The 16,122-nt window shown below is 72.5% G+C and carries 17 protein-coding genes and 1 other annotated feature; of the genes, 10 read left to right on the forward strand and 7 right to left on the reverse strand.

All coding sequences use genetic code 11. The features are described from left to right. Positions 1-58: 58 nt before the first annotated feature. On the reverse strand, positions 59-736 hold the full coding sequence (locus ACPCJR_RS05615) for a TetR/AcrR family transcriptional regulator (RefSeq protein WP_391511661.1): 678 nt from the start codon (positions 734-736) through the stop codon (positions 59-61). A gap of 82 nt (positions 737-818) precedes the next feature. On the opposite strand from ACPCJR_RS05615, the gene ACPCJR_RS05620 reads away from it, so the two are divergent. Continuing rightward, the gene (locus ACPCJR_RS05620) at positions 819-1,559 is read left to right on the forward strand and encodes an SDR family oxidoreductase (protein WP_391511571.1); all 741 of its coding nucleotides are present in this window, start codon (positions 819-821) and stop codon (positions 1,557-1,559) included. 36 nt (positions 1,560-1,595) lie between these two features. On the opposite strand, the gene ACPCJR_RS05625 is transcribed toward ACPCJR_RS05620, so the two are convergent. Further along, complete coding sequence (locus ACPCJR_RS05625; RefSeq protein ID WP_391511570.1) at positions 1,596-3,275, reverse strand: methyl-accepting chemotaxis protein; 1,680 nt, start codon at positions 3,273-3,275, stop codon at positions 1,596-1,598. Positions 3,276-3,799: 524 nt separating this feature from the next. Here ACPCJR_RS05625 and ACPCJR_RS05630 point away from each other — a divergent pair. The 3 genes from ACPCJR_RS05630 to modB all read left to right on the forward strand — a co-directional run bounded on the left by ACPCJR_RS05630 (position 3,800) and on the right by modB (position 5,113). Beyond that, entirely contained in the window at positions 3,800-4,033 is a 234-nt protein-coding gene (locus tag ACPCJR_RS05630) for a hypothetical protein (RefSeq protein WP_110351905.1), read from the forward strand. A 5-nt stretch (positions 4,034-4,038) separates the two neighbouring features. Beyond that, the gene (locus tag ACPCJR_RS05635; RefSeq protein ID WP_331286795.1) at positions 4,039-4,284 is read left to right on the forward strand and encodes a BrnA antitoxin family protein; all 246 of its coding nucleotides are present in this window, start codon (positions 4,039-4,041) and stop codon (positions 4,282-4,284) included. Between the two features lie 70 nt (positions 4,285-4,354). Continuing rightward, the gene (gene modB, locus ACPCJR_RS05640) at positions 4,355-5,113 is read left to right on the forward strand and encodes a molybdate ABC transporter permease subunit (RefSeq protein ID WP_391511569.1); all 759 of its coding nucleotides are present in this window, start codon (positions 4,355-4,357) and stop codon (positions 5,111-5,113) included. Positions 5,114-5,158: 45 nt separating this feature from the next. Here the strand turns inward: modB and ACPCJR_RS05645 are convergent, their stop codons facing one another. After that, entirely contained in the window at positions 5,159-5,815 is a 657-nt protein-coding gene (locus ACPCJR_RS05645; protein ID WP_391511568.1) for a glutathione S-transferase, read from the reverse strand. Between the two features lie 147 nt (positions 5,816-5,962). Between ACPCJR_RS05645 and modC the strand changes: the two genes are divergently transcribed. The 4 genes from modC (at position 5,963) to ACPCJR_RS05665 (ending at position 8,933) form a co-directional block, all read left to right on the forward strand. After that, positions 5,963-7,066 carry a molybdenum ABC transporter ATP-binding protein gene (gene modC, locus ACPCJR_RS05650; RefSeq protein ID WP_391511567.1) on the forward strand — a complete coding sequence of 368 codons (1,104 nt, stop codon included), beginning with the start codon at positions 5,963-5,965 and terminating at the stop codon, positions 7,064-7,066. A 145-nt stretch (positions 7,067-7,211) separates the two neighbouring features. Next, positions 7,212-7,694 carry a TerB family tellurite resistance protein gene (locus ACPCJR_RS05655; RefSeq protein WP_391511566.1) on the forward strand — a complete coding sequence of 161 codons (483 nt, stop codon included), beginning with the start codon at positions 7,212-7,214 and terminating at the stop codon, positions 7,692-7,694. A 139-nt stretch (positions 7,695-7,833) separates the two neighbouring features. After that, entirely contained in the window at positions 7,834-8,220 is a 387-nt protein-coding gene (locus ACPCJR_RS05660; RefSeq protein ID WP_391511565.1) for a CidA/LrgA family protein, read from the forward strand. Continuing rightward, positions 8,217-8,933, forward strand: a complete 717-nt coding sequence (locus ACPCJR_RS05665; RefSeq protein WP_391511564.1) for an LrgB family protein — start codon at positions 8,217-8,219, stop codon at positions 8,931-8,933. The genes ACPCJR_RS05660 and ACPCJR_RS05665 overlap by 4 nt, the downstream gene beginning before the upstream one ends. Before the next feature lie 41 nt (positions 8,934-8,974). Here the strand turns inward: ACPCJR_RS05665 and ACPCJR_RS05670 are convergent, their stop codons facing one another. After that, the gene (locus tag ACPCJR_RS05670) at positions 8,975-10,597 is read right to left on the reverse strand and encodes a Fic family protein (protein ID WP_391511563.1); all 1,623 of its coding nucleotides are present in this window, start codon (positions 10,595-10,597) and stop codon (positions 8,975-8,977) included. Beyond that, positions 10,472-10,527 (forward strand) — a sequence feature (sul1 is cis-regulatory element that is thought to sense ions involved in sulfur or methionine metabolism; They are found in Alphaproteobacteria). Its footprint overlaps the gene before it by 56 nt. Between ACPCJR_RS05670 and ACPCJR_RS05675 the strand changes: the two genes are divergently transcribed. Next, the gene (locus ACPCJR_RS05675; protein ID WP_391511562.1) at positions 10,596-12,089 is read left to right on the forward strand and encodes a SulP family inorganic anion transporter; all 1,494 of its coding nucleotides are present in this window, start codon (positions 10,596-10,598) and stop codon (positions 12,087-12,089) included. The two genes, ACPCJR_RS05670 and ACPCJR_RS05675, sit on opposite strands and share 2 nt — an antisense overlap. Positions 12,090-12,235: 146 nt before the next feature. After that, complete coding sequence (locus ACPCJR_RS05680; protein WP_391511561.1) at positions 12,236-13,315, forward strand: alpha/beta fold hydrolase; 1,080 nt, start codon at positions 12,236-12,238, stop codon at positions 13,313-13,315. Between the two features lie 67 nt (positions 13,316-13,382). Here the strand turns inward: ACPCJR_RS05680 and rsmA are convergent, their stop codons facing one another. The 3 genes from rsmA to ACPCJR_RS05695 all read right to left on the reverse strand — a co-directional run bounded on the left by rsmA (position 13,383) and on the right by ACPCJR_RS05695 (position 16,121). Continuing rightward, the gene (gene rsmA / locus ACPCJR_RS05685; RefSeq protein ID WP_391511560.1) at positions 13,383-14,255 is read right to left on the reverse strand and encodes a 16S rRNA (adenine(1518)-N(6)/adenine(1519)-N(6))-dimethyltransferase RsmA; all 873 of its coding nucleotides are present in this window, start codon (positions 14,253-14,255) and stop codon (positions 13,383-13,385) included. Positions 14,256-14,267: 12 nt separating this feature from the next. Further along, positions 14,268-15,317, reverse strand: a complete 1,050-nt coding sequence (gene pdxA / locus ACPCJR_RS05690; RefSeq protein ID WP_391511559.1) for a 4-hydroxythreonine-4-phosphate dehydrogenase PdxA — start codon at positions 15,315-15,317, stop codon at positions 14,268-14,270. A 72-nt stretch (positions 15,318-15,389) separates the two neighbouring features. Further along, positions 15,390-16,121 carry a class I SAM-dependent methyltransferase gene (locus tag ACPCJR_RS05695; RefSeq protein WP_391511558.1) on the reverse strand — a complete coding sequence of 244 codons (732 nt, stop codon included), beginning with the start codon at positions 16,119-16,121 and terminating at the stop codon, positions 15,390-15,392. Position 16,122: the final 1 nt, after the last annotated feature.

Below are 16,122 nucleotides of genomic sequence, written 5' to 3' on the forward strand. Positions count from 1 at the left end.
GTGCCACGACGTCGATCGCCGACGAGATTCCCCGGGCGATCGCGCTCGGCCGCGGCCATCAGGCGGGCCCGCCCGCCTGCGCCCCGAGGCGGGCGTCCCACCCCAGCATCGCGAGGGCGGCCACCGCCTCCAGCTCGGCGCGCCCGACGCCGTCGCGGGCCAGGATCGACATGCCGCTCTGAACGGCCTGGGCGAAGCGGGCCAGCGCCCGCAGATCGGTCGAGGCCGGAATCTCCCCCTCCGCCACGGCGCGGGCGAGGCGCGCTTCGAGGCGCTCCAGGGTGACGCCGCGCGCCGCGCGCATCCGCTCGCCGAGATCCGCGTGGCCCGCGCCGCCGACGGAGAAGAGCGTCACCATGCAGCCGAGGGGCTGGTCGCCGAGCGAGCCCGTGAGGGCGGCGGCCGAGTCGCGGAGATAGGTCGAGACCGCCTCGCGCGCGGTCCCCGCGGCCCCGAATCCCCCCCAGACCGAGGCCTCGTAGCGCTCGGTGTAGTGGCGCAGGGCCTCCAGATAGAGCGCCTCCTTCGAGCCGAAGGCCGCGTAGAGGCTCGGCGAGCCGATCCCCATCGCCTGCGTGAGGTCGGCGATCGAGGTCGCCTCGTAGCCCTTCAGCCAGAACAGCCGCGTCGCCTGCGCCAGGGCCGCCTCGCGGTCGAAGGCCCGCGGCCGCCCGCGGCTGCGCGCCGTTTCCCCGGGGTCTCTCTCGGCCTCCGGTCCGCGTCCCGATTTCTGCATCGATCGATAGATCATCTTCTTGACCGCTCCCACCAACACGCCTAGCCATTTCTGTGTCGATCGCTACAAAAAAGGACGGACCATGCAGGATCTGGCTGGCAAGCGCGCCCTGGTCACGGGCGCCTCGCGCGGCATCGGCGCCGCCATCGCGCTGGCGCTGGCGGAGCGGGGGGCGGATGTGGCGATCACCTACGAACGGTCGGCCGACCGGGCGGCGGAGGTCGTGCGCAGCATCGAGGGGAGGGGCCGGCGCGGGCGCGCGATCCAGGCCGACAGCGCCGACGCGGCGGCGGTGACGCGCTCCGTGGCCGAGACGGTCGAGGGGCTCGGCGGCCTCGACATCCTCGTCAACAATGCCGGCATCGCCCGGGGCGGCACCGTCGAGAGCATGAGCCTGTCCGACATCGACGCGCTGCTGAACGTCAACGTGCGCTCGGTCGTGCTGGCCTCGCAGGCGGCCATCCCGCATCTCGGGGCGGGCGGGCGCATCGTCTCGATCGGCTCGTGCCTCGCCGAGCGCGTGCCCTTTCCGGGCGTGACGGTCTATTCGATGACGAAATCCGCGCTGCTGGCCTTCACCCGGGGGCTTGCCCGCGAACTCGGCCCCCGCGACATCACCGTGAACCTCGTCCAGCCGGGCGGGACCGACACCGACATGAACCCGGCCGAGGGCGCGCAGGCCGACGGCATCCGCAGCCTGACGGCGCTCGGCCGCTACGGCACGCCCGACGACGTGGCCGCGGCGGTCGCCTTCCTCGTCAGCCCCGCGGCGCGGCAGATCTCCGGCTCCGTCGTCACGGTCGATGGCGGCCTGAACGCCTGAGCGAAGCGGCGCCCCTCGCGGGAGCGCCGCCGCGCCTCATGCCGCGCGCACGGTGTCGAGGAAGCGCTGCACCTCGGCGGAGAGGTGCTCGGACTGGCGCGACAGCTCGGAGGCGGAGGCCAGCACCTGCGTGGCCGCCGCGCCGGTATCCTCCGAGGCCTGGGCCAGCCCGGTCATGTTCTGGGTGACCTCGCCCGTGCCGGTGGCGGCCTGGGAGACGTTGCGCACGATCTCCTGGGTGGCCGCGCCCTGCTCCTCCACCGCCGCGGCGATGGAGGCGGCCACGGCGTTGATCTCGCGGATGCGCAGGGTGATCGAGCCGATGGCGCTCACCGCCTGCCCCGTCACCCCCTGGATGCGGCCGATATGCCGGCCGATCTCCTCGGTGGCCCGGGCGGTCTGCGAGGCCAGTTCCTTGACCTCCGAGGCGACCACCGCGAAGCCGCGCCCCGCCTCGCCCGCGCGGGCCGCCTCGATGGTGGCGTTGAGCGCCAGCAGGTTGGTCTGGCCCGCGATGGTCGAGATCAGGCCGACCACGTCGCCGATCGTCACCACCGCCTGCGACAGCTCCTCGACCAGATGCGCCGTCTGGTCCGCCTCGCCCACGGCCGCCTGGGCCAGGCCGGCCGAGCCGGCGACCTGACGGCTGATCTCCGAGACGGAGACGCCGAGTTCCTCGGCCGCCGCGGCCACGGTGTTGACGTTGGAGGCGGCCTCCTCGGCGGCGGCGGCCACGGCGGTGGATTGCGAGGCCGTCTCGCCCGCCGTGGAGGTCATCTGCTGGGCCGTCGCCTGCAATTGCGTGGCCGAGGCGGAGACGCTGCCGACGATGCCGCCCACGGCCGCCTCGAAGCGGTCGGCCATCTGGCGCATGCCGGCCTTGCGCTGCTGCTCGGCCGAGGCGCGGGCCTGCGCGGTCTCCTCCTCCAGGGCGCGGGTGCGGATCAGGTTGTCCTTGAAGACCTGCACGGCCGCCGCCATCGCGCCGAGCTCGTCGCGCCGCCCGGTGCCGGGGACGACGAGTCCGGTCTGGCCGGTCGCGAGCAGGTTCATCGCCGCCGTCATCGCCTGCAGCGGGCGCGCGATCCGGAAGAAGCCGAAAGCCATGGCGCCGAGGGCGGCCAGACCCACGAGCACGAGGTCGAGCCAGGTGACGCCGCGCGCCCAGGCACTGGCCGCCTCGGCCGCGGCGGCGGCCTCGAGCGCGCCCTTGCGGTTCAGCTCGGCATCCTGGTTCAGGATGGCGCCGGCGCTCGTGAAGTTGTCGCGCACCTCCGTCTGGAACAGGTGGCGGGCCTCCGGGGCGCGGCCCTGCTCGACGAGGTTCGCCACCCGGTCGAACAGGCCGGTATTCGCCGTCCACTTCTCCCGGAAGGCGGCGAGGAGCGCGCGCTCCTCGGCGGAGCTGACCAGGGGCTCGTAGCGCCGCATCTGATCCTGCATCCGGGCGACCGCGGCATCGGTCTGCCGGCGCGCCGCGACCCGCTCCGCGTCGCTCTCGCTCAGGAGGAAGCCGAGGCGGGCGGTCCGCACGTCCGAGAAGGTGGCCTGCATCTGCCGGACGAGATCGAGCGAGGGCATCCAGTTCGTCGTGATGTCGGTGACCTTCGCCTCGACGGCCGCGGTACTCGTGAGGCCGGAGACGCCCTGCCCGACCGACAGGATGGCCATCACGCCGAACAGGCCGGTGAGGACGACTTTGATGGACGCGCGCATGGAACAACCCCGAGCCGCCTCGAGACGACGGATTGTCGGATGGATTAACAGATGATCGTTTTTCGAAACTTAATGCGCCCGCGAAACGTGCCGGAAAAGCGTAATCGCGCGGCCAGATGCTGCGTATTCGCGAAAAAACTTGCGCGATGACGCGCGGCAGACCCTGGGATTTCCGGCTTGTCTTGCATCCACCGGCGATGATCCTGACACGTCACCGATCGACGGTAGAAATTCGCGGTCTCATCCCGTCCGACCCGGACGATCTCAAGGCCTCCCGGCGCGAGGCGCCGTTCGGGCCGACGCCCGGCGCCCGCCTTCCGCAGGGCCGACGAAGAGCGGGGGAAAACCGGCCATGCCCCCACCGGGTTGGTCTTTGCGCGCGCTTTCGTGCTAAAGCCTTCGGAAATCCCTGACGGTCCTGCTCGGGGTTTTCTGCCGTTCCGCACTCGCTTGACTGCCGCGTCGGGACGCCGCGCGCCGCCGCGGGACCTCGTGCGGCGCGATCCTCATCGAAAGATTTTTCCATGAGCGACGACATCGACGCCAAGACCCGGGCCGCGGAGCGCGCGGAGCGGGCCGAACGCATGGCTCGTGAGGGTCAGCAGGCGATGGCCGAGCATCTGGCCGCCGTCAAAGCCGTGGACGAGCGCACCGTGCGCCTGCGGGCCCTGCGCCTGGCCAAGGAGGCCGAGGAGGCCGCCGAGAAGGCCGCCAACCCGCCCGCGCCCAAGCGCAGCCGCAAGAAGGCGACGGTCTGACCGCGATGGCCATCGACCGCACCCGCCGTCCGAGCGACCCGCGTCAGGCGGCCGAGGCCGCCTTCCGGGCGGTGACCACGAAGAAGGCCCCCGAGGCCGCGCCGGCCGCGCCGCGAGCCCCCCTCGTTCCGGGCGCCCGCGAGACCGTCTCCCTGCGCATCGACCGGGCCGTGCTGGAGCATTTCCAGAAGGACGGCCCCGGCTGGCAGGACCGGATCAACGCCGCGCTCAAGGCCGCGGCGGGGCTCTGAGCCGCCGATCGAAGACGCCGACCCGGGCCGGACCCGAGATGCGCGCGATGAGAGGGCCCTGGCCTCCGCCATGTCTCGTCCGTGCTCGGCGGGAAGGGGTGCCGTGAGCGGCGCCGCCGACCTGCTCGCGGGCGCCCTCGGCCTCAGCTCCGACGAGACCACGGCCCTTCTCCTCTCCCTGCGGATCGCCGCCGTGGCGACGCTGGCGAGCCTGCCGCCCGGCCTCCTCGTGGCCTGGCTGCTGGCACGGCGGCGCTTTCCCGGACACGCCCTGCTCGACGGGCTCGTGCACCTGCCGCTGATCCTGCCGCCGGTGGTGACGGGCTACCTGCTGCTCCTCGCCTTCGGCCGGCGCGGCCTGTTCGGGGCGTGGCTCGCCGAGATCGGCATCGTGTTCTCGTTCCGCTGGACCGGCGCGGCGCTCGCCTGCGCGGTGATGGGCTTCCCGCTGATGGTGCGGGCGATGCGCCTGTCGATCGAGGCGGTCGACCGCCGATTGGAACAGGCGGCGGAAACCCTGGGCGCGCCCCCGCCGCTGGTCTTTCTCGCCGTCACCCTGCCGCTGAGCCTGCCCGGAATCCTCGCGGGCGCGGTGCTCGCCTTCGCCAAGGCGATGGGCGAGTTCGGCGCGACGATCACCTTCGTCTCCAACATCCCCGGCGAGACCCAGACCCTGCCCTCGGCGATCTACACGCTGACCCAGGTGCCGGGCGGGGAGGCGGGGGCGCTGCGCCTCACCCTCATCTCGGTCGCGGTCTCGATGCTGGCGCTCCTCGCCTCCGAAGCGCTCGCCCGGCGCATGAGCCGACGGATCGGGGCGGAGAGGTGAGGGAGCCGGGGCGCCCCGTCCCCCCGGTCTCGGGGGCAGGCCTTCTCACGCGTAGGCGTAAGGCCCGCCCCGCTCGAGCGCCCGCCCATAGGCGGGCCGGGCGTGGATGCGGGCGAGCCAGTCCTTGAGGCGGGGGCCGGCGCCGGTGCCGCGGGCGGAAAAGGCTTCGAGCGGAAAGCTCATCATGATGTCGGCGGCGCTGAAGTCCGCTCCGCAGAAATACGGGCGCCTGGCCAGTTCCGCCTCCCAATACGCGGCGTGGCGGCGCAATTCCGGATCGACGAAGCCGGCCGTGACCCGGGCGGCGACGGCGCGCACCAGGGGGCGCAGCAGGGCGGGGCTGCCGGGCGCGAGCCGCGAGAACACCAGCTTCAGCAGCAGCGGCGGCATGGCCGAGCCCTCGGCGTAGTGCAGGAAGTAGGTGTAGCGCAGGGCCTCCGGCGTGTCCGGCGGCGGCACCAGGGCGCCGCCCGCCCGCGTCGTCAGGAATTCCACGATGGCGCCGGTCTCGGCGATCACCTGCCCGTCCGCCTCGACGACCGGCGACTTGCCCAGCGGATGCACGGCCCTGAGTTCGCGCGGCGCCAGCATCGTGTCGGGGTCGCGGGCGTAGCGCTTCACCGTGTAGGCGAGCCCCAGCTCTTCGAGGAGCCACAGCACCCGCTGCGAGCGGCTGTTCTCCAGATGGTGGACGGTGATCATCGGGACTCCCTTGCGGCCTCGCGCCGACAACGCGGCGGGCGGCGCATCGGGCCCGCGACTTGTGTCCGCCTCTGCTTTTCTGCCAAGCCGCCCCCCGCAAGCCGCCTCGCCCCCTCGAGCGGGACGAACCTCCCGGACCGACGCGCCATGACGATCGAGATCGACGTTTCGCTCCGCCGGGGCGCCTTCGCCCTGGAGGTCGCTTTCTGCGCCGGGGCCGGGCTCACGGCCCTGTTCGGGCGCTCCGGCTCGGGCAAGACCACGGTGATCGACCTGATCGCCGGGCTCGCGCGGCCCGAACGCGGGCGCATCGCGATCGAGGGCACGGTGCTGCTCGACACGCAGCGCGGCATCCGCGTGCCGGTGCATCGGCGCCGGATCGGCTGCGTCTTCCAGGAGGCGCGGCTGATGCCCCATCTCAGCGTGCGCCAGAACCTGCGCTTCGGCCGCTTCTTCACGCGCGGAACGGGTGGGCCGGACCTCGACGCGGTGGCCGATCTTCTCGGCATCGCCCCGCTCATGGAGCGGCGCCCGGCCGGCCTCTCGGGGGGCGAGCGGCAGCGGGTGGCGATCGGCCGGGCGCTGCTGGCGCGTCCGCGCCTGCTCCTCATGGACGAGCCGCTCTCGGCGCTGGACGAGGCCCGCAAGCGCGAGATTCTGCCCTATATCGAGCGGCTGCGCGACGAGGCGGGGCTGCCCATCGTCTATGTCAGCCATTCCGTGGCGGAGGTGGCCCGTCTCGCCTCCACCGTGGTGGTGCTGGAGGGCGGGCGCGTCGCGGCGAGCGGCCCGGTCGACGCCGTGCTGCGCCGGCCCGAGCTGATCCCCGACGGGGCGGAAGCCGGAAGCGTGCTGGCACTCCGCGTGGAGGGCCACGATCCGGCGGCCGGCCTGACCCGGCTCGCCGGCGGCGAAGGGGACGCGCTGCGGCTCGACGTGCCGCTCCTGGCCCTGCCGCCGGGCCGCCGGCTGAACCTGCGCATCCCCGCCCGCGACGTGCTGCTGGCCACCGAGCCGCCGCGGGCCCTGAGCGCGCGCAACGTGCTGGCCGGCCGGATCGCGCGCCTCGCGGAGGAGGGGCCGGCCTGCCTCGTCGAGGTGGCCTGCGGCGAGGCGATCCTCGCCGCCCGCCTCACCCGCGCCTCCGCCCGCGATCTCGGGCTCGCGGTCGGCCGGCCTGTCTACGCCATCGTGAAGAGCGTCGCGCTGGATGCGGGCACCGCGGCCGGGGAGGGGCGGATCGAGATCTGAGGAGGCCGGCCGGCGGCGTCCGGTGCAGCCGCGCCACGCCCGCGCCCGAAACGACGCGGCCGGGTCCGGCCCGCTCCGCTCCTCGCTTGACCTTTGTCCCGCGCGGCCCCGACGGTGGCGCCGAAACCGGACGGAACCCGGACACATGGCTCTTCTGCAGCGTCTTCTCTCCTACGCCTCCTCGGCCTTCGGCCTGCCGGCCCCGGCCGAGCCCATGCCCGACGGCAGCGAGGAGCATCTCGCGGCGACCGCGCTCCTCGTCCACGTCGCCCGCGCCGACGGCCTGCTCGACGCGGCCGAGACCGCGCGGCTGGTGCGCCTCGTGCGCGGCCGCTACGCCGCCAGCGACGCGGAGGCGGAAGGATTGATCGAGCGGGCCGCCGCCTTCGACGCGCAGACCCGCGACATGACGAGCCTCGTCGAGCAGATCGGCGGCGACGGCGCGCCCGGCGAGCGGGAGCGGCTGCTGGCCATGGCCTGGGCCGTGGCGGGGGCGGACGGCGCGGTGCACGAATTCGAGGAGGCGCTGGTCTGGCGCCTGGGCAAGCTGCTCGGCTTCGACGAGGCGGCGATCGACGCCGCCCGGGTCCGGGGCGCCCGCGAGGCGGCGAGCCCCGCCGGCGCATGACGTTCCGCTGCGCGGAAAGGCCGGGGCTTCGAGAGGGCGCGCCCTGTCGCGGGTCCGGGGCGCAGCCCTGGAGGAAGACCGGGGTTGCGCCCCGGCGCCCCGCCGAAGGGACGATCCCTTCGGCATCCCGCGTGCTCTCATGATCGTCAGCCTCACCGTGATCCTGCTCGCGCAGCTCGCGGGCGAAGTCGCCGCGCGGGCCGCCGGCCTGCCCGTCCCGGGCCCGGTGATCGGCATGGCGCTGCTGCTCGTCTTCCTCGTGGTGCGCGACCGCGCCCGGCCGGTCTCGAACCGCTGGCTGCCGCCGCCGCTGGTCGATGGCGGCTTGGAGGACGCCTCCAAGGGGCTGCTCGCGCATCTCTCGATCATGTTCGTGCCGGCGGGCGTCGGCATCATCGGCCGGCTCGACGTGCTGGCGAGCCGCGGGCTGGCGCTCGCGCTCGTGCTCGTGCTCTCGGTCACCCTGACGCTGGCGGCGACCGTGCTGACCTTCGTCGCGGTCTCGCGGATCATGGACCGGCGGTGAGCGGCGACTTCGCGCTCTGGGTCTACCTGACCCACACGCCGCTGCTGTGGCTGACGGTGACGCTGCTCGCCTACGCGGTGGCCGACCGGCTGTTCCAGGCGGCGGGCCGCCACCCGGCCGCCAACCCGGTAATCCATTCGATCTGGATGATCGGCCTGCTGCTGACGCTGACGGGCACGCCCTATCCGGCTTACTTTCAGGGCGCGCAGTTCGTGCACTTCCTGCTCGGGCCGGCCACGGTGGCGCTGGCGGTGCCCCTCTACGAGCGGCGCGCGACGGTGATGCGCGCGCTCCTGCCCATGCTCGCCGCCCTCCTCGTCGGCTGCGTCACCGCGATGGCCTCGGCGCTGGCCTTCGCCACGCTCGCCGGCATCCCCTACGAGGTGATGCTGGCCATGGCCCCGAAATCGGTGACCACGGGCGTGGCCATGGGCATCGTCGAGGCGCTCGGCGGCGATCCCACGCTGGCCGCCGTGCTGGTGATGCTCACCGGCATGGCCGGCGCGGTCATCGTCACGCCGCTGATGCGCCTGCTGCGCGTCGAGGACATGCGCGCCCGCGGCTTCGCGGCGGGGCTGGCCGCCCACGGGCTCGGCACCGCCCGCGCCTTCCAAGTCAGCGAGGTCGCCGGCACCTTCGCCGGCATCGCCATGGGGCTGAATGCGTTCCTGACCGCGATTCTGGTGCCGGTGGCGGTGAGTTTTCTGCGGTAGGGCAGGGCCGGCTTCGCCCGAAGGTTCTGTCGGAAGGGCCGTCACGCATCCGCTTTGCCGGGCGGATCCGTTCGATCGTCCGGCACGGCCGGCTCCGCACCGAACGGACGATTGACGATGGACAGTACCTCGCCGGCCACGAAGACGCGGTTTCGCTGGTAGCCGGTTCGCTCGCGCAGGATGTTGACCGCGACGAGTTGGTCGACCGCTCGGCCCGCCTGCGCGAAGGTGACATCGAGCAAGTGCCCGAGGCGCTTCACCGACAGCACCGGATGGTTCACCAAGAGGTCGAGCGCTCGTGTCGAGGCCGCATTGCTGCGAAACCTTCGCCGGCCGAGCCATTCCCGCCGGAGTCGGTCGAGCGCATCGCGGGTGCGCATGAGTTCATCGACGGTTCCGACGATGGCGTCGGAGAGAAAGCCGACCATCTCGGCCCATTCGAGCCGTTGCTGCGCGCGTTTCAGGGCGGCGTAATAGTGCTCCCTGTGTGCATCGATATAGGGCGAGAGGTAGAGCGGAACGGCGCCGTCCGCCGCCATCATGAGGGGCAGAAGCAGGCGCCCCACGCGCCCGTTGCCGTCGCGGAACGGGTGAACGGCCTCGAAATGGGCGTGCGCCACGGCCATCCGCGTGATCAGGTTCTGGTGAACCGCCTGCAGACCCTCGTTGCGCAGGTAGTCCACCGTGTCGAGCAGGCAGGCGCGAACGCGATCGGGCGGGGGTGGATTCCATGTTGAGTAGGCGATGTCGCCGCGCCCGCCGATCCAGATCACCGCCTGCCGCAGCTCGCCGGGAACGTCCTCGTACGCATGATCCGATTCCATCACAGCGGCGTGGAGGCGCTGGATCATGGCGAGGTCGAAGAGGGCGGGGCCGCGGGCCCGTGCCTCGGGAACGAGCCGGTCGAGAAGGACGGCGTAGTCCCGCACCTGCTTCGCCTGCGCGCGCGCATTCGCATCCTCGGTCTCTTCCACCGCGAGGATCTCATCGAGGGTGCTGCTGGTGCCCTCAATGGCGGCCGAGCTGACCGCCTCCTGCCGCTTCAGGATACGGCTGATCTGAAAGTGGTCCTCCATCCCCTCGGCCAGTGCCTGCACCCGCCCGAGTGCTTCGCTCGCCCGGCTGAGCCGGGGCAGCACCTCCATCAGGGGGATGCCGTTCTCCGGCGGCGGCGCCTGGACGACGCCGTAATGGCTGCCGTATGGCGGCGGGAGGCGGACCAGGCGTTCCCTCACCGCATGTACGAGATGATCGCGTTTCACGCGAGAAAACCCAAAGTCGGAGCGGCAGCGAGCCAGCCATACTTTGGTTTTCTCACGAAAAACATAACGAGCTTGCGAGTGCCGTGCCTTGTGATGGCTTTTGCAGGCGTGGCCTCCCGGTAGTCCCAAGTCCGGCAGCCAGGACCTCGGGTCTGTCCGCATCGGCGATGAACCCGACGCATCGCCGGTCGGCCCCTCGAACGGCGGGGTCGCCGAGCATCCGACCCGGGCGGTGTTGCACCGCCGCAGCCCGCGCTGTACGAGCAGGGGCAATCGCTCGGACCCGGTGAAAGCCCGGGTGGCTCTTCCGGCCGCCGATCCGCCGGACCACGCATTCGTGACGCCTTCCTTCCTCCGCGCATCCATCGCGGGGACGCGTCCCTCTGCGGAATCTGTCTCCATGTCATCGATATCGACGACCGCCCGCGGGCGGTTCGCAGCCACTTGGTTCGGCTCGCCCCGAGCCGACATCCTCTCCGGCATCGTCGTGGCGCTCGCCCTGATCCCGGAGGCCATCGGCTTCTCGGTGATCGCCGGGGTCGATCCGAAGGTCGGCCTCTACGCCTCCGTGGTCATCGCCTGCACCATCGCCTTCGCGGGCGGGCGCCCGGCCATGATCTCGGCCGCCACCGCCGCCACGGCGGTCGTGATGGTCGATCTCGTGCGCGACCACGGCGTCCCGTATCTCTTCGCCGCCACCATCCTGATGGGCGTTCTGCAGATCCTGGCCGGGCTCGCCCGGCTCGGGCGGCTGATGCGCTTCGTCTCGCGCTCGGTGATGACGGGCTTCGTCAATGCGCTGGCGATCCTGATCTTCCTGGCGCAGTGGCCCGAACTCAGCGGCGTGACCCCGGCCACCTACGCCCTGATCGCGCTCGGGCTCGCCATCATCTACGGCTTCCCAAGAATCACCCGCGCCGTGCCGTCCCCGCTGGTGGCCATCGCGGTGCTGACCGCGCTCACCGCCGTCCTCGGTCTCGACGTGCGCACGGTCGCGCATCTGGGCGCCCTGCCCAGCGCCCTGCCGAGCTTCGCCCTGCCCGACGTGCCGCTGACCTTCGAAACCCTGCGCATCATCCTGCCCTATTCGGTGACCCTCGCCGCGGTCGGCCTCCTGGAGAGCCTGCTCACTGCGCAGATCGTCGACGACATGACGGATACCGGCAGCTCCAAGAACCGCGAATGCGTGGGCCAGGGGCTCGCCAACATGAGCTCGGCCGTGTTCGGCGGCATGGGCGGCTGCGCCATGATCGGCCAGTCGGTCATCAACGTCTCGTCCGGCGCCCGCGGCCGGCTCTCGACCCTGGTGGCGGGCGTCTTCCTGCTGGTGCTGCTGGTCCTGCTGCAGGATCTCCTCAGCCTCGTGCCCGTGGCGGCGCTGACGGCGGTGATGATCATGGTCTCGCTCAACACCTTCTCCTGGCGCTCGCTGCGGGAGTTGCGCAGCAACCCGCTGCCCTCCTCGGTGGTGATGCTCGCCACCGTGGCGGTCGTCGTCGCCACCCGCGACCTCGCCATCGGCGTGCTGACCGGCGTGCTGCTCTCGGGCGTGTTCTTCGCCGGCAAGGTCTCGCGGATGAGCCGGGTCGTCTCGGAGCTGTCGGCGGACGGGCGCACCCGCACCTACCGGGTCTCGGGCCAGGTGTTCTTCGCCTCCGCCGGCACCTTCGCCGAGAGCTTCGATGCGCGCGAGCCCATCGAGCGCCTCGTGATCGACGTGCACGCGGCCCATTTCTGGGACATCTCGGCGGTGGACGCCCTCGACCGCGTGGTGATGAAGGCCCGCGCCGCCGGCCGGACCGTGGAGGTGATCGGCCTCAACGAGGCCAGCGCCACCCTGGTCGAGCGCTTCGGCCGGCACGACAAGGCGGAGGCCTCGCTGCCCGTGCATTGACGGGCACGGTGACGGAGAGGACCGGCCGGCACCTTCCGCGCCCGGACTGGTTGTGCAGTGCAGCGGAAACTCGGTAGTGTCGGCCGGGGACAGGCCGGCGCATCGCGGCGGGACCCCGACGATGGCCCGTTGCTCCGCGAGGCGCCGTGTTTCCCTTCGACCCCTCCCGTCAGGCCCGGCGCCTCGTGCGCAAGAGCCTCGCCCGCACCACGCGGCAGGTCACGCGCTCCGTCGACGCCGCCGGCAAGGCCGTGACCCGCTCGACCGAGAAGGCGATCCGGGAGACGAAGAAGGCGACGGTCCGGACCGTGAAGCGGACGGTCCGCCACACCGAGCGGGTGGTCGCGGCCGCCTTCGCCCCGCAGGGGTCCGAGGTCGTGCGCAAGCCGCCCGGCCAGTTCGTGACGGTCGATTCCCTGCCCGTGCACGTCATCGTGCGCGGCCGGGGGCGGCCGGTGGTGCTCGTTCACGGCAACGGCACCATGGCCGAGGATTTCGCGATCTGCGGCCTGATCGACCGGCTGGCGACGCGCTACCGGGTCGTCGCGATCGACCGGCCCGGCTTCGGCTACACGGCCCGCCCCCGCCACCGGGTCTGGACGGCCCAGGCCCAGGCCGCGCTCCTGCACCGGGTGCTGGACCAGCTCTCCGTCGAGCGCCCCCTCGTGGTCGGGCATTCCTGGGGCACGATCGTCGCCCTGGCGCTCGCGGCCGAGGGGCGGCGGCCCTTGCGCGGGCTTGTGCTGCTGTCGGGCTCCTACTTCCCGGGACGCCGCAGCGACGCGGCCATGCTCGCACCGCTGGCGATGCCGGGGATCGGCGACGCGGCGCGGGCGATGGTGCCGGCGAAGCTGAGCGCGTCGCTCACCGAACAGTCGTTCCGACAGGTGTTCTGGCCCCAACCCGTGCCGGCCCGCTTCAAGGCGCGCTTCCCGATCGAGATCGCCGCGGCCGCGACGCAAGCCCGCGCCGTCGCGGAAGACGCCGCCTCGATGAACGCCGCCGTCACCGCGCTCGAGCGTCGTTACGCGGGCCTGACGCTGCCGGTCTCCATCCTGGCCGGCGATGCGGACGCCATCGTCAAGTCGAGCGACCACTCGGTGCGGCTGCACACGACGATCCCCGGAAGCACCCTCCGGCTCCTGCCCGGCATTGGCCACATGACGCACTACGCCGCGCGGCTGAAGGTCGAGCGCGCGATCGACGATCTGATGAAGCTGCGCTGAGCCAGGGCTTCCCCTCCGGCTCCGCACCCGCCCGGATCGATCGCAATCGGTCGGGACGGGCGCCCGCCTATCCCCCCGCCGCCAAAGCCTGCGCCAGCGCCACGAAGCCGGCGACCGGAATCTCCTCCGCCCGCGCCGTCTCCAGTAGCCCGGCGGCGGCGAGCAGGCGGGCGGGGTCGGGGGTGGCGGCCTTCAGGCTCTGGCGCAGCATCTTGCGGCGCTGGCCGAAGGCGGCGCGGGTCACCCGCTCCAGATCCGCGATCCGGCAGGGCAGGGGCTCGGGGCGCGGGCGCAGGTGGACGATGCTGGAGGTGACCTTCGGCGGCGGCACGAAGGCGGAGGGTGCCACGTCGAACAGGATGGTCGCCTGCGTGCGCCAGCCGCACAGGACGCCGAGCCGGCCGTAATTGGCCCGGTCCGACTCGTCGGCGACGATGCGCTCGGCGACCTCGCGCTGGAACATCAGGGTCGCCGAGTCCCACCAGGGCGGCCAGCGGTCGTCGCGGGTCTCGGCGCCGAGCCAGCCGGTGAGCAGCACGGTGGCGACGTTGTAGGGGAGGTTGGCCACGATCCGCACCGGCCCGTCGCCGACAAGGGGCCGCGGATCGAAGCCGACCGCGTCGGCGTCGATCACGTCGAGCCGGCCGGGGTAGTGGGCGGCGATCTCGGCCAGAGCGGGCAGGGCGCGCGGATCGCGCTCGATGGCCACCACGCGCCGGGCGCCCGCGGCCAGCAGCGCCCGGGTCAGCCCGCCGGGGCCGGGGCCGACCTCCACCACGGTGACGCCGTCGAGCGCGCCGGCCGCGCGGGCGATGCGGCCGGTGAGGTTGAGGTCGAACAGGAAATTTTGGCCGAGCGCCTTCTTCGGCTCCAGCCCGTGGCGCCGCACCACCTCGCGCAAGGGCGGCAGGCCGTCGGCGCTCAACGCTTCGGTGTTCATCGGCGAAGAGGCTCAGGCGCGGACGGGGAAGGGCGTGACGGTGGCGGCCGGGCGCTGTGCAAGGCGGTGCGCCAGCCGCAGGGCCGCGATCAGGCTGTCGGGCTTGGCGACCCCCTTGCCGGCGATGTCGAAGGCGGTGCCGTGATCGGGCGAGGTGCGCACGAAGGGCAGCCCCAGGGTGACGTTCACGCCCTCGTCGAAGGCGAGCGTCTTGATCGGGATCAGCGCCTGATCGTGGGTGGGGGTCAGCGCCACGTCGTAGGTCGCCCGCGCCCGCTCGTGGAACAGGGTGTCGGCGGGCAGCGGCCCGCGGATGTCGATGCCCTCGCTGCGCAGGGCCGCGACGGCAGGGGCCAGCACGTCGCGATCCTCGGTGCCCATGGTGCCGGACTCGCCCGCATGGGGGTTGAGGCCCGACAGGACGAGGCGGGGGTCGTCGAGGCCGAACCGGGCGCGCAGGTCGGCGTGGACGATGCGGGCGGTGCGCTCGACCAATCCTTGCGTCAGCAGATCCGGCACGCGGCGCAGGGCGACGTGGATCGTCACCGGCACCACGGCGAGCGTGTCGCTCCACAGCAGCATCACCGGCAGCGGCGGCTCCCGGCCCTCCTTGGCCGCGAGCGCGGCCAGGAACTCGGTATGGCCGGGATGGGCGAAACCGACCCGGGTCAGCACGAACTTGGCGATGGGATTGGTCACCACGGCCGAGGCCGCGCCGGAGCGCACCAGATCGACGGCGGCGGTGATCGATTCCACGATCGCGCCCGCATTCGCCGAATCCGGCGCGCCGGGCGTCGCGCTCACCCTGGCCCCGCTCGGCAGCGGCAGGACGGGCAGCGCCCGGGGAAACACCGCGCAGGCATCCTCGGTCTCGACCTCGGCCACGGGCACCGACAGGCCGAGCCGGTGGGCGGTCCGCTCCAGGAAATCGGGATCGCCGACGAGCTGGAAGGGCGGCACGCCCCGCTCGGCGCGCAGGCGCCAGGCGGCGAGCGCGATCTCCGGCCCGATCCCGGAAGGGTCGCCGAGGGTGAGCGCGAGGGGTCTGTCGTCACAAGCCATGGCCGGACTTATACAGCCTTTGCGGCGATGTCCGAGGCCGCGCGCGCGGGCGCGGGCCGCCGGCCCGGCCGCCTACCGCGTCGGCTCCGGATAGCGCGTGCCGTCCACGACGGCGTCGAGGGGAACCCGGCTCCAGTCGAAGCCGGCCGGCGGCTCCGCGCGCTTGCGGCACAGGATCTCGCTGTGCCCGTACATCTCGGTGATGGGCGAGAAGCGCAGGCCGGGCCGGGCGGCGGCGGTGAAGTAGCCGGCGATCGGGCTGCTCATGCCCTTCTCGATCAGCTCGAAGCCGAGCGCGTCGTTGAACAGGGCGCGCAGGCCCATGTCCGAGAACTGGAAGAAATTCCACGGCCGCTCGTGGGAGCGGAAGGAGAAGTGCGTCTCGACGAAGACGTGGCCGCCGACCTTCAGAAGCCGGCCGATCTCGACCGCCGCCAGCCAGGGCATGGCGAGGTGCTCGAACACCGCCGAGGAGAAGATCAGGTCGAAGCGCTCGTCCTGCCCGAAATAGCTGGAGAGCCGGTGGGCGTCGCCGACCACGTCGACGTTCTCGCCGGCGTAGAAGTCGAAGCCGACATATTCCGCCCGGGAAAAGCGGTGGCGGAAATTGGCGCCGGTGACGTTGCGCGAGCCGACCTCCAGCACGCGCAGGCCCGGCCGGTCGAAGCGCTCGGACAGGGTGTCGATCCAGGCGCCGTGGGCCAGATCCCGCGGCGGAGCGATCCGATCCCGGCGGAGGGAGAAGGGGAGCGTCGCCAGGGCGCCGTAGGCGCGGGCGAGCGTGCCGGCCGCGCGCCTCAGCATC

The sequence above is a fragment of the Methylobacterium sp. NPDC097929 genome (genome assembly GCF_049543375.1).
Taxonomy (GTDB): Bacteria; Pseudomonadota; Alphaproteobacteria; order Rhizobiales; family Beijerinckiaceae; genus Methylobacterium.

Excerpts from the sequence above, each read along its gene's own strand:
- modB (WP_391511569.1), top strand. The coding sequence starts at position 4,355 with ATGTCTCGTCCGTGCTCGGCGGGAAGGGGTGCCGTGAGCGGCGCCGCC.
- ACPCJR_RS05660 (WP_391511565.1), top strand. The coding sequence starts at position 7,834 with ATGATCGTCAGCCTCACCGTGATCCTGCTCGCGCAGCTCGCGGGCGAA.
- ACPCJR_RS05625 (WP_391511570.1), bottom strand. The coding sequence starts at position 3,275 with ATGCGCGCGTCCATCAAAGTCGTCCTCACCGGCCTGTTCGGCGTGATG.
- ACPCJR_RS05635 (WP_331286795.1), top strand. The coding sequence starts at position 4,039 with ATGGCCATCGACCGCACCCGCCGTCCGAGCGACCCGCGTCAGGCGGCC.
- ACPCJR_RS05695 (WP_391511558.1), bottom strand. The coding sequence starts at position 16,121 with ATGCTGAGGCGCGCGGCCGGCACGCTCGCCCGCGCCTACGGCGCCCTG.
- pdxA (WP_391511559.1), bottom strand. The coding sequence starts at position 15,317 with ATGGCTTGTGACGACAGACCCCTCGCGCTCACCCTCGGCGACCCTTCC.
- ACPCJR_RS05655 (WP_391511566.1), top strand. The coding sequence starts at position 7,212 with ATGGCTCTTCTGCAGCGTCTTCTCTCCTACGCCTCCTCGGCCTTCGGC.
- ACPCJR_RS05670 (WP_391511563.1), bottom strand. The coding sequence starts at position 10,597 with ATGGAGACAGATTCCGCAGAGGGACGCGTCCCCGCGATGGATGCGCGG.
- ACPCJR_RS05620 (WP_391511571.1), top strand. The coding sequence starts at position 819 with ATGCAGGATCTGGCTGGCAAGCGCGCCCTGGTCACGGGCGCCTCGCGC.
- ACPCJR_RS05675 (WP_391511562.1), top strand. The coding sequence starts at position 10,596 with ATGTCATCGATATCGACGACCGCCCGCGGGCGGTTCGCAGCCACTTGG.
- rsmA (WP_391511560.1), bottom strand. The coding sequence starts at position 14,255 with ATGAACACCGAAGCGTTGAGCGCCGACGGCCTGCCGCCCTTGCGCGAG.
- ACPCJR_RS05645 (WP_391511568.1), bottom strand. The coding sequence starts at position 5,815 with ATGATCACCGTCCACCATCTGGAGAACAGCCGCTCGCAGCGGGTGCTG.
- ACPCJR_RS05615 (WP_391511661.1), bottom strand. The coding sequence starts at position 736 with ATGCAGAAATCGGGACGCGGACCGGAGGCCGAGAGAGACCCCGGGGAA.
- modC (WP_391511567.1), top strand. The coding sequence starts at position 5,963 with ATGACGATCGAGATCGACGTTTCGCTCCGCCGGGGCGCCTTCGCCCTG.
- ACPCJR_RS05630 (WP_110351905.1), top strand. The coding sequence starts at position 3,800 with ATGAGCGACGACATCGACGCCAAGACCCGGGCCGCGGAGCGCGCGGAG.